Below are 11,013 nucleotides of genomic sequence, written 5' to 3'. Positions count from 1 at the left end.
AAGGCGCGTCATGCGCGCCGGAAGAACACGGCTAAGCCGCGCCACAAGCCAGTTCCAGGGCACGCAAGGTGGCTTGTGCCAGAACGTGGCCGTGGCCGGCTCCGGGCAGAACATGCAGATTCGCCTGCATGCCTTGGGCTTGCAAGTGCGCTTGGAGTTTTTGCATGGTGGGCAGGGTAGGCACACCATTTTTGCGTCCTTCCGGGCCCGCTGCCTGAGCGCTAAGCGGATACCAGGCCTCGGAGGCACCGGCCAGAATATCTACCAGCACCGGCTTGTCTACCCGCTCCAGCAAGGTCCAGATCAGGGGATCACGCCACCACAAGGAAGGGCTGGCGCACAGGTAGTGCTGAATGGGCAGGCTTTGCCGGCTAAGGGCATACAGCACAAACAGACCAGCGTAGGAGTGGCCGTACAGGCTGATGCGCGAACGGGTCAGCGCAGGCTCCATGCTTTGGGCCAAGGCTAGTGCCATACGCACTTGTTCGATCATGGCAGGAGCGCCACCCGCCTGCCATTGGGGGACGCGTGGGTCTTCCCATAGAGTGCCGTCCGGGCTGGGCGGGGTGTAATCCAGAGCGCGATAACGTGTGATCTGATCGCGCTCGCCTTGGTAACCCAGCGACAGAATCGCGCAGTGCTGCAAGGCGGGGTGGCCGCTTTCTTCCAGCAAGGGCAAGGTCCACTGACCATCGAGCAGGCACAGCAAAGGCAGGGGGCCTTGTTCTGGCTTGCTGTCTGGCAGGCGTAGCAAGACGTGATGGGGATGGCCGCCCGCAGGCGGCAGTTCCAGTGGAATCAGGCGTGACATGAAGGCTTAGGGGGCGGGCTTCAAATCAATCATGTAGGTGCCTTCCATCGGCACGGTCAGGAAGCGCTGGTTCACTTCTTCCAGTGTTTTCAGAGCCGAGACGCCCTGGAAGCGGTCGGGGTGAATCCAGGCCGCCAGAGCTTCGATAAAGATCATGTGCAAAGGCGAATCGTTGAAGGCGTGCCAGATGCCGTGGCTATTGCCGCTGCGCACGGCTGGCAAGGCTTGCAGACGGTTGCCATCGATAATGGCCTGCAAGCTTTTACGAGCCTGGTCTTCGCTGACGCCTGTGCCAATAGCCAATCCACCGGAGGTGGTGCGCTTGCCTGCGCCTGTGCCCGTAGCCACATAGACCACAGGCGCGCGGGAATTGATGTATTCAAAATTCAGCTTGCCGGTGGAGCTTTTCAGGACATCCGCGCCAATATTGTGGCCGCCTGCATAGCTGATCATGTCGTTAAAGGTGCCTGCGCCGGGCGAGTTGCAGCAGTCCGTGCTGCCTGCATGGGCATGCACAAAAACGGGCGGATGATCCTCCTTGGGCAGATCGGCCAGTCGCTGGGCAACGCCCTGCATGTGTTCTTCGTAGAACTGGATGAACTCGTCGGTGCGTTCTTTCTCACCCACGGCGTAGCCCAATGCGCGCAGGCTGGGTACGGTGTTCTCCAGCGGGTTCACAAAGAAGTCGATCACAATGACGGGCACTTTGGCGGCAGTCAGGCGCTGGATCAGGGCCGAGTCGCGTGTGTCCTGACCGGGAGTCAGGCCCGCAAAGGCGGCCGTCAGCACGACCAGATCCGGACGCAGGGCCAGGGCCTGTTCGATCGAGAAGGTGTCTGCCGTATGGCGACCCACAATAGGGATACTGGCCAGTTGCGGGTAGCGCTTCAGATAGGTCTCGTACTCGTTGGAGAAGGAGGTTTTGAACTCGTCCGACCAGCCTGCAATCAGGTTTGCTGGCTCGGGGTGGACCAAAGCCAGTACCGGGAAGTGACGTGCCTGAGTCAGCACAATGCGTTTGGCGGGGCCAGGCAGGGTAACGGTACGACCCATGGCATCAGTAACTTCGATGGGCTGGGCCTGCACGCCTAAAGGCAAGAGCAAGGTCAGCGACAGCAGCAGGTGGCGCAGGATGTTCATGGGTTCTCCGAAGGTCACAGCACAGGCTCTTGCAGCCCGTCGATAATGATTTGCAAGGTGCCTTGCGAGCAGCTCTCCACGCGGGCGCGTACGCCATAAGCCTGGGCCAGCGAGTTGGGGGTAATCACCTTGGCAGGCTCGCCTTGCGCCAGCAGACCACCGCCTTCAATCATCAGCGCATAGTCACTATGGCGCAGAGCTACGTTCAGGTCATGCAGCACGATCAGAGTGATCAGATTGTTGTCGTGGGTTTCCTGGGCCAGCAAGTCCATCACGTGGAATTGATAGTTCAGGTCCAGAGCCGACAAGGGTTCGTCCAGCAGCAGCAGGGTAGGCTTGCGTATCAGGGCTTGCGCCAGGCCCACCAGCTGTTTCTGACCGCCCGAAAGCTGGTCCAGATAGTGCATGGACAAGTGCGCAATGCCCAGGCGTTGCAGGATGTGCATGATGTGCTCATGATCCACATCGCGGGCGTGGCCACCAGGGGCCGAGGCATTGGCCGCCACCAGTACGGATTCAAACACACGCAGGTGGACCGAGGCGGGCAGGGATTGGGGCAGGTACACCACTTTTTGGGCGCGCTGCTCGAAGCTGACGCCGCTCAGCTCCTGACCGTCCAGCAGGATCTCGCCGGTGGTGGGCTTGAGCAGCCCCGCCAGGGACTTGAGCAGGGTGGATTTGCCGCTACCATTGGGGCCCAGCAAAGCCACCAGTTGACCGGGCTGCAAAGGCTCGATGGTCAACTTGGACAGAATTTCGCGTTTGCCGTAAGACAGGCTCAGATCGTGGACTTCAAGCATGGTTCACTTTATTTGGCGTCGCAGCACAACGCCCAGGAAGAAGGGCACACCCACCAGCGAGGTGACAATGCCGACCGGAATAATGATGCCGGGCACAATGTTTTTCGAGGCAATCGAGGCCAGCGACAGAATCACCCCACCGACCAGTGCACTGCCGGGCAGGTAGAAACGGTGATCTTCACCAAACAGGCGGCGGGCAATATGCGGCGCAATCAGGCCCACAAAGCCGATGGTGCCCACAAAGGATACGGCCAGTGCAGCCAGCAAGCTGATACGCAGCAAGGACACCAGGCGCAGGCGTGAGACATTGATACCAAAGCTGGTGGCGCGGTCTTCACCCAGACGCAGGGCGGTCAGTTTCCAGGTATCACGCAGCGACAGCGGCAGAATCAGCGCAAACACCGCCAGCATGATGCCGACCTTGCCCCAGGAGGAGCGCGACAGGCTGCCCATGGTCCAGAACACCAGCCCTTGCAGGGCTTCGGCGCTGGCCACAAATTGCACCAGCGAGACCAGTGCGTTAAAGGAGAACACCAGCGCAATACCGAACAGCACCAGGTTGGCGGTGCTCATGGCGCCCCAGCGGGCCACCGCGTCCAAAAGCATGGCGGATAGCAGGGCAAAAATAAAGGCATTGGCGGCAATGGTCCAGGCTTGCGGAATACCAGGAATCGACAGGTCCAGCACAATTGCCAGGGAGGCGCCAAAGGCCGCCGCCGAGGAAATCCCCAAGGTAAAGGGGCTGGCCAGCGGGTTATTCAGAATGGTCTGCATCTCCGCACCGGACAGGCCGAGTGCTAAACCAATGGCCATGGCCATCAAGGCATAAGGCAGGCGGATTTCCCAGACGATAACGCGGGTGGTCGGGTCGGACTGTTCCGGGTTGAACAGCGCGTGGCTCAGTTCTCCCAGGCTAAGACCCGAGGGGCCCAACATGAAATCGGCCACAATCGAGGCCAGAATCACAAGAACCAGGGCTCCAACCAGGAGCCAGCGACGTCTGAGGATGTGTTGATAGTCGGCCAGCGCAGGGGCCGGAACAGCAGATGTGGACATTAAGTGTCTGAATGATAACCGTTTACATAGAAAGAAAGTATAGTTCATCAGCCGGGCTTTGGCGCCCTTACCGCGATTCTTTTATGCAGCTTGAACATTTGGATTTTCTTTCCCCATTGGGCCGACAGTATCGTCTGACTTTGGCCTGGCCGGACGTGCCAGCGCCTGCGCAGGGCTGGCCATTGCTGTGTGTGCTTGATCTACCGCAATTTGAAGCGGTGCTGGCCACCTGTGAGAAGCAGGCTCCACAAGCCTGTGCGGTGCTGGGGATAGGCTATGGCACGGAGGTCTGGCGCGATCAGGACTTCACCCCCGCGCTCAATGGAGAAGCGGGCCACGCGCTGGATTTTCTGGCCATGATGCAGGATGTTTTCTTGCCCTGGGCCTACGCACAAGCGCCTTTGAATACGCAGCGGCGTTTGCTCTGCGGCCATTCCCTGGGTGGCCTGTTTGCCTTGCAACTGCTGTATCAACAGCCAGAATTGTTCGATGCACTGGTGGTGTCCAGTCCCTCGGTCTGGTGGGGGGAGGGCTATCTGGCCCGACTGCTGGCTCAACCCCTGCCCAAAGCCGCTTTGACGATGCCTGTACAGTTCTCCGTTGGCGAGTTCGAGCAAAGCCTGGGCCCGGCAGAGGAAGCCATGCCCGAGGACAAGCGCGAGCTGCGTCGTTTGCGTTTGCAAGAGCGCCGCATGGTGGATGGCACCCGCGAGCTGGCGCAGGCTTTGGCGCAGCAACAAGGTGGCGAGCCGCGTTTTCGCATCGTGCCGGGCTGTAATCACAGTCAATCCGGTTTGGCTGCCTTGCCGCAAGGCTGTCTGGAATGGTTGGCTGATTAGCCCTGTGTTTTCTTGCCCATAAAGACGTTCAGCACGGTGATTGCCTGTATCCTCTGAACGTCCCGGAGCAGACCCGTATAATGCTGCTCATGCTTGCTTGAACCGGCTTTTCTGCCTTTCTCGTTCTCTTCTTCCCGTATTTTCAGGTCACCGCCCTATGGCTGCGCGTCGCGCTTCGTCTGTTTCCGATTCTCTCGTCCCCACTCAAGCGGGCTTGCTGCTCCATCCTCAATGGCTGGATTATCCGCGTCTGGAAGGTGTGGCTCGTCAGGTCGCCAAGAAAGCGCGTTATCAGGACCGGGCAGGGATACGGCGCGTGTGGCTGAAAGCCTGGCGCTTGCCGCAGGACGCCGCCTTTTTCAATCAGATCATCGCCGCCGAACTGGGTTTGAAGGATGCGGACCAGCGCCTGCAGTCCCAAGGCGTGCCCGAGGTCGTGATTCGTACCCTGCGCTTGCTGTATCAAATGAGCGTGGACAAGCTGGAAGCGGATATTTATGAAGCCTTGCGCGAACAACTGCTTGAACAGCGCGCTCAATTGGCCGGAGCGATTGCCTCCCAGTCCTTGCCTTTAAGCGAGAACTGGCCCGAGGCTGAGCGCGGCCCGCGCTTGCAGGCTTTGGTGCAAGCCTGGCAGTCCATGCCTTTGGCGCAGACCTATTTGTGGCAGTTGCAAGCCGCACAGCGCGATCGCGAGCAACGCAGTCAACGCTGGGAGCAGGCCCAAAAAGAACGTGAACAAGCGCGCCAAAAAGAACAAAACGACAAACAGCGCAAGTTCAATCAGGCCCAGGAGCGTCTGACAGCCTGGTTGAAAGAACAAGGTTGCGAGCCGCAACGCATCACCCTGGAGGCCTTCGAGGGCCTGCAAGCCGGGGAACCTGCCCATTGGTTCATGACTGTGTATGGCCGTAATGCCAGTGCCGCTGTCTTGACCCAGGAGTTCAAGCTTGATGCCGAGCAGCAGGAGTTTCTGCTGCAAGCCCAGGCACAACGTCAGGAACGTCAGCGCGAGCAACGCCAGCAGCGTTGGGCCTGGGAGCAGGAGTGCATAGGCTCGGAAGAGACCATGGCCTTGCTGGGTATTACCCGGCAGGAATACGAGCTGTGGCTGGCTGATCGCCGCTTGCCCAGTACCAAGCTGGAAGTGCGGGGTGGAACCGTTGGCGGGCGTGATCGTGTCGCCCATCACCCGGATTTATTAGCAGCGATTGATCAAAGCCAGATTGAGCAATGGCGCGAGCAATACGCCAGCAGCTTGAGCAATCGTGAACGTGCGCAGTACCAGCGAGCGGCTGACCGTGCGCGCACACAATGGCGTCAGCAACAAGTGCTGAACCAGATCAAGAAGCAAGAAGCGTGCGATTACGAAATTGACCCGGAAGATCCCTTGCGCCTGTGGTGGCATAAGGACTTGTGGCTGGCGGTGAATGTGCCCGTAGCGGGCGAGCGTCAGCACTGGCGCGCCAATGTTCGTATGCAGGCCGCCGTACCTTTGCCACGTACCGGCTCGGAGCTGGATCGATTGCCCGCTCGTGTTTCGGTCTTGTTCAACACGGCAGCTCAAAACCGTCTGTCCCAGCGTCTGGAAGATTCGCTGGATGCGTTTTTGCAAACCCAGCGCCCCCTGATTGATGGCTCGTCCTTTCTGGAACTGGCCAAAGCCTTGCGCATGGCTCTGGAAGAGGGCATCGAGCAAAAGGAAATCGAGGCCGGGGATTTTGAAAAGCGTCTGCTCAATGGCCCGGTGCGCCGCATCCTGGAAAGTGTGGAGCAGCAGCGCGCTCAAGATTTGATGCGCCTGGGCGACTTCCCGGAAATGTTCAGCCTGGCCCGAGGCATCCGCCGCCATCTGGTGTTCCGTTTGGGCCCGACCAATTCGGGCAAGACGCACGAGGCCCTGGAAGCCCTGATGGAAGCCCGATCCGGCGTATATCTGGCTCCGCTGCGACTGCTGGCCATGGAGGTGCGTGATCGTCTGATGAACGCGGGCATCCCCTGCAATCTGGTGACGGGCGAAGAGCGCGTGATGGTGCCCGGTGCCCAGCACACTGCCTGCACGGTCGAGATGATGGACCCCACGATGGAAGTGCGCGTGGCCGTCCTGGACGAGATTCAAATGTTGCAAGACGAGCAGCGCGGCTGGGCCTGGACGGCCGCCCTGGTCGGTGTTCCGGCCCGTACCCTGTTTGTCTGTGGTGATGCTTCCGTCCTGCGTCCGTGCGAGCGTCTGGTGCGTTCCATGGAAGAGACCATGGAGCTGGAATTTACCGAACGCAAAACCCCGCTGGAGGTCATGCCTTATCCGGTAGACCCGCCGCGAGCCACAGGCAAGCAAGGGCGTCAGGAAGCGCCGTGGCGGGGGCGCAAAGATCGTCAGCGTGAAGCTCAGGGCGTGTCCAAAGGTGATGCGGTGGTGGCCTTCACCCGTAAGGATGTCCTAACGCTAAGTGCTCGTTACCGCGCCCAAGGCTGGAAAGTCGCCACCATTTACGGCGCGCTGGCTCCGGAAGTGCGCCGCACCGAGTCCGAGCGCTTTTCCCAAGGCGAGGCCGAGGTGCTGGTGGCCACCGATGCGATTGGCATGGGCTTGAACCTGCCGATTCGCCGCGTTTTGTTCTCTACGGTGCACAAGTTTGACGGCCGCTCCATGCGAGCCTTGAACGCAACCGAAGTGCGCCAGATTGCCGGACGGGCAGGCCGCTATGGCTTGTACCCCAAAGGCTATGTGGGGGCGATGGACAAGCAGGATCTGAACCATATTCGTACCCAATTGCAAAGCGACGCCCCCAGCGTGGATTTGCGCTTGCCCATTGCACCCAGCCCCGAGCACGTGCAGGCGCTGGCCTCTTTACTGGATAACAACAATATCGGCGCTGTGCTGCAGTACTTTGCGCAGAAAGTAGCTTCCGATAGCCCCTTGTTTCAGACAGCGGGCTTGAAAGACGCCATTGAGCTGGGCTTTTGTGTAGACCGCCTGGCTCCCAAGCTGGATTTGCGGGAGAAGTTCACCTTTGCCTGCGCGCCGGTGTCCGTGGATAAGGATACGGAGCTGGATTACTTCAAGCGTTGCCTGTCCGCCTATGTGGCACAACGCCCCATGGCCTTGCCACCGGCGCCGTCCTGGCTGAAATCCGCCAGTCCCTCCCGCCTGGAAGACGCCGAATTGCTCAGCAAGCAGATCAGCCTCTATGCCTGGTTCAGCATGAAGTTCCCGCAAGTGTTTGACCAAGGTCCCTGGTTGCCGGAAGTGCGCTCCCAGGTCAGCCGCTTTATTGAGCGCAGCCTGCTGCATCAAAGCGGTTTCGGACAGACTAGCCGCGAGGCTTTTGGTACGCCGTCGCCGGGCAGACGCTGATCTTTTTTTCAGACAAGTGGCTACCGGGCCAGCTAGCATCAAAGCGGCTTGGCTCGATCCGCTTTATATCGTTTGATACACTATGCCCCGTGCGGACGTGTCCGTACGGTCTGGTTAAGGGGTACCATGCCCCTATCCCTGCGCTGATTCTGGCGCCCTCCCTGTTTTCCAAAGCTATCTATGAATTACCGCAAGCTGACCTTGGTGTTGGCGGCGTTGGCGATGCTGGGGCCTTTTGCTACCGATGCCTATCTGCCGTCATTTCACCGTATCGGTGTTGAATTTTCCGTTGACCAGTCAATGGTTCAGCAGACTTTAAGTCTGTACCTGTTTGGTTTTGCCTTCATGAGCCTGTTCTGGGGCATGTTGTCCGACAGCTTCGGGCGGCGTCCCGTGATTCTGGCCTCCCTGATCCTGTTCCTGATCGGGTCCGTGGGCTCGGCGCTGGCCCCCAGCTTTTCCTGGCTGTTGTTCTTCCGTTTGATCCAGGGCTGTTCGGCAGGTGCCGGGCGTGTCGTCGGTCAGGCCCTGGCGCGCGACTGTGTACAAGGGGTGCAAGCTCAGCGCTTGTTTGCCCACATCACGATGGTCTTCAGTCTGGCCCCGGCGCTTGCACCGGTCATGGGCGGCTATTTAAGTAGTTATTCGGGCTGGCGCTCGGTGTTCTGGATGCTGACGGTGCTCAGTATTGCCCTGATTGTGCTGTGCTGGCGGCAACTGCCTGAAACCTTGCCCGTGGCCTCGCGCCAGCCCTTGAAGCTGTGGGTGATTCTGGCCAATTACGCACGGGCCTTGAGCAATGGCCGCTTCGTGCTGGCGATCTCCGCCATTGCCTGTGCGTTTGGCGGCTTTGCCTTGTACATTTCGTCGGCGGCCAGCTTTGTGATTGGTGTGCTGGGTCTGACAGAAACCGCCTTTGCCTGGCTGTTCCTGCCCTTTATTGGCGGTATGTTGGGTGGCTCTATTCTGAATGCCCGCTTTGCCGAGAAATTGGCCCCGGCACGCATGATTCGTCTGGGCCTGTCCATCATGCTGGCTGGCGCGACCTTCAATACCGTGTACAACCTCCTGTTCCAGGCAGAAGTGCCGTGGGCCGTGATGCCTATTTTTGTGTACGCCTTTGGCATGTCCATGGCCTTGCCGGGCATGACGGTGGTGACCTTGGGCACCTTCCCCACCATGCGCGGCCTGGCTTCCTCGGTACAAAGTGCCTGGCAAATGCTTTTGTTTGCCACCGTTTCTGGTGTGGTGGCTCCGCTGCTGTTCGATAGCGGCTTGTTGTTGGCCTTGGGCATGTTGTCGGCGGCTGCCTTGTCGGCCGGATTCTGGTGGTGCAGCCAGTTCCGTTCCAAATCGACCGAGGCTTCCGCCTAAGCCCTATGAAGATCGGGTGCTGTTGTCAGCGCCAGCGCGTTGAGCCAGGCTTGGATTGTTTTCCTGAGCGCCACTGTGATCTGCAGTGGCGCTTTTGCTTTCAGCCGCCGCAGGTACGGAAGGCGTAAACCATTGCACCAGGCCCATGCCCACCAAAATCAGCAGCACGCCTAGAATGCGTCCCATATGTACCGGGCGTGGTGTCAGGCCCATCAAACCGTAGTGGTCGATCAGCATGGAGCTGAGCATTTGCCCGGCCACCACACAGACAATAAAGCTGGCGGCGCCCATGCGTGGCGTCAGAATCAGGGCGGCGCTGATGTAAATGACCCCGCCAACGCCACCCGTCCATACCCACCAGGGGGCATGCGCCAGTTGCGCGGTCAGGGGAGCGGGGGCGCGCATCAGCCAGATTGTGGGCAGCACCAGAGCCGCACTGATACAGAGCGACACCAGTGTGGCCCAGAGCGGATGCCCCAGGACCTTACCCAGAACGGCATTGCTGGCAGCTTGAAACGGCACGGCCGAACCGGCAAAGACAGCCACCAACATACTGAACAAAGCGGTACCGGGCATGAGCGTATCTCCATAAGAATCAAAGCTCTATCTTGCACTATTCGCGATTCTTATTGAAATTAATAGTGTGCACAGTCATTATTCGTTCTATGGATGAACTGCGCCGTATAGACCTGAATTTGATGCTGAGCCTGCATGCCTTGTTGACCGAGCAGCATGTGACGCGGGCTGCTCAACGCCTGCATAAAAGTCAGCCTGCCGTGAGCCATGCCTTGGCGCATTTGCGTCAGGTGTTCAACGATCCCCTGCTGATACGTCGCGGCTCCCGGCTGGAACTGACCGCGCTGGCCTTGCAGTTGCAGCGTCCTCTGGAGCAGGCTTTGCAGCAGCTCAATGGCCTGCTGGATGCGGGTGGCTTTGATCCAGCCAGTGAACAACGTGAATTTCGCTTGGCCATGTCGGATTACGGCGCGCAAATTGTCTTGCCACCGTTGATGCGCCGCCTGCGTCGTGACGCACCGGGTATTCGGCTGGCGGTCAGCCAGGCCAGCCGGGAAGCCATGCAGGGTCAGCTGCGTGATGGCGAGATTGATCTGGCCTTGAGCGTGTTCTCGGAAATTCCAGCCGGCTTGCAGGCGCAGACCTTGTTTGAGGAACACCTGATCTGCATTGCGGATCGGGCCAGTCTGAGCGGCGGGCAAGCCCCTGCTTTGGAAGAGTGGTTGCAGCGCCCGCATGTGTTGCTGGCCATGCGTCCGGGAGGGGAAAGTGAGGTCGACAACGTCCTGAATCGGCTCGGTCTTAAACGGCAGATTGCCTTGTCCTTGCCGCATTGGAGTGCGGCAGCCCAAGTCCTGGCGGGCACGGACCTGATTTTGACGGTGTCCAGCCGCAGTGCCGAGCACTTGCGCGAACAGGCTGAACTGGTGTTTTTCCAGCCTCCCCTGCCCATTCCCTCGGTCTTGTTTCAGCAAGTCTGGCATAGCCGTCGCCACGCGGACCCAGCTCATGTCTGGCTGCGCCAGCAGTTGATGCAGTGCTGTTAAAGCCCGTCTTTACTCTTTATGACGGGCTATGGCTTGACGATAGGGCCTGCAGTTTCCGACAATTTATGTTTAC

General features: G+C 59.5%; 9 protein-coding genes. 4 read left to right on the top strand and 5 right to left on the bottom strand.

The features are described 5' to 3' along the window. Positions 1-31: 31 nt before the first annotated feature. From OSH04_RS08525 to OSH04_RS08510, 4 genes are read right to left on the bottom strand one after another with little or no spacing between them, the layout of a single operon-like run. Complete coding sequence (locus tag OSH04_RS08525) at positions 32-811, bottom strand: alpha/beta hydrolase (protein ID WP_247966104.1); 780 nt, start codon at positions 809-811, stop codon at positions 32-34. 6 nt (positions 812-817) lie between these two features. Then, positions 818-1,951 (bottom strand): ABC transporter substrate-binding protein, encoded by a 1,134-nt coding sequence (locus OSH04_RS08520; protein WP_266108263.1) that lies wholly within the window; start codon positions 1,949-1,951, stop codon positions 818-820. A 14-nt stretch (positions 1,952-1,965) separates the two neighbouring features. After that, positions 1,966-2,751 carry an ABC transporter ATP-binding protein gene (locus OSH04_RS08515; RefSeq protein ID WP_021447071.1) on the bottom strand — a complete coding sequence of 262 codons (786 nt, stop codon included), beginning with the start codon at positions 2,749-2,751 and terminating at the stop codon, positions 1,966-1,968. A 3-nt stretch (positions 2,752-2,754) separates the two neighbouring features. Next, entirely contained in the window at positions 2,755-3,807 is a 1,053-nt protein-coding gene (locus tag OSH04_RS08510; RefSeq protein ID WP_021447070.1) for a FecCD family ABC transporter permease, read from the bottom strand. 98 nt (positions 3,808-3,905) lie between these two features. Between OSH04_RS08510 and OSH04_RS08505 the strand changes: the two genes are divergently transcribed. From OSH04_RS08505 to OSH04_RS08495, 3 genes are all read left to right on the top strand, one after another. Beyond that, positions 3,906-4,646: an alpha/beta hydrolase gene (locus tag OSH04_RS08505; protein WP_266108262.1), complete on the top strand. Its 741-nt coding sequence runs from the start codon at positions 3,906-3,908 to the stop codon at positions 4,644-4,646. Between the two features lie 157 nt (positions 4,647-4,803). Next, the gene (locus OSH04_RS08500; RefSeq protein ID WP_266108261.1) at positions 4,804-8,004 is read left to right on the top strand and encodes an SUV3 family DEAD/DEAH box RNA helicase; all 3,201 of its coding nucleotides are present in this window, start codon (positions 4,804-4,806) and stop codon (positions 8,002-8,004) included. A 180-nt stretch (positions 8,005-8,184) separates the two neighbouring features. Continuing rightward, positions 8,185-9,378: a multidrug effflux MFS transporter gene (locus tag OSH04_RS08495; protein ID WP_266108260.1), complete on the top strand. Its 1,194-nt coding sequence runs from the start codon at positions 8,185-8,187 to the stop codon at positions 9,376-9,378. A 3-nt stretch (positions 9,379-9,381) separates the two neighbouring features. On the opposite strand, the gene OSH04_RS08490 is transcribed toward OSH04_RS08495, so the two are convergent. Then, positions 9,382-9,954 (bottom strand): DMT family transporter, encoded by a 573-nt coding sequence (locus OSH04_RS08490; protein WP_266108259.1) that lies wholly within the window; start codon positions 9,952-9,954, stop codon positions 9,382-9,384. A gap of 89 nt (positions 9,955-10,043) precedes the next feature. On the opposite strand from OSH04_RS08490, the gene OSH04_RS08485 reads away from it, so the two are divergent. Then, positions 10,044-10,940, top strand: a complete 897-nt coding sequence (locus OSH04_RS08485) for a LysR family transcriptional regulator (RefSeq protein ID WP_009462789.1) — start codon at positions 10,044-10,046, stop codon at positions 10,938-10,940. Positions 10,941-11,013 lie beyond the last annotated feature (73 nt).

Origin of the sequence: Alcaligenes nematophilus, from assembly GCF_026344155.1 — a bacterium.
GTDB classification, from domain to species: Bacteria; Pseudomonadota; Gammaproteobacteria; order Burkholderiales; family Burkholderiaceae_B; genus Alcaligenes; species Alcaligenes phenolicus.
This window is presented reverse-complemented; position numbering and strand designations above follow the sequence as displayed.

What these genes read in the sequence shown, in the direction of transcription:
- OSH04_RS08525 (WP_247966104.1), bottom strand. Translation starts at nt 811, where the DNA reads ATGTCACGCCTGATTCCACTGGAACTGCCGCCTGCGGGCGGCCATCCC.
- OSH04_RS08520 (WP_266108263.1), bottom strand. Translation starts at nt 1,951, where the DNA reads ATGAACATCCTGCGCCACCTGCTGCTGTCGCTGACCTTGCTCTTGCCT.
- OSH04_RS08515 (WP_021447071.1), bottom strand. Translation starts at nt 2,751, where the DNA reads ATGCTTGAAGTCCACGATCTGAGCCTGTCTTACGGCAAACGCGAAATT.
- OSH04_RS08510 (WP_021447070.1), bottom strand. Translation starts at nt 3,807, where the DNA reads ATGTCCACATCTGCTGTTCCGGCCCCTGCGCTGGCCGACTATCAACAC.
- OSH04_RS08500 (WP_266108261.1), top strand. Translation starts at nt 4,804, where the DNA reads ATGGCTGCGCGTCGCGCTTCGTCTGTTTCCGATTCTCTCGTCCCCACT.
- OSH04_RS08495 (WP_266108260.1), top strand. Translation starts at nt 8,185, where the DNA reads ATGAATTACCGCAAGCTGACCTTGGTGTTGGCGGCGTTGGCGATGCTG.
- OSH04_RS08490 (WP_266108259.1), bottom strand. Translation starts at nt 9,954, where the DNA reads ATGCCCGGTACCGCTTTGTTCAGTATGTTGGTGGCTGTCTTTGCCGGT.
- OSH04_RS08485 (WP_009462789.1), top strand. Translation starts at nt 10,044, where the DNA reads ATGGATGAACTGCGCCGTATAGACCTGAATTTGATGCTGAGCCTGCAT.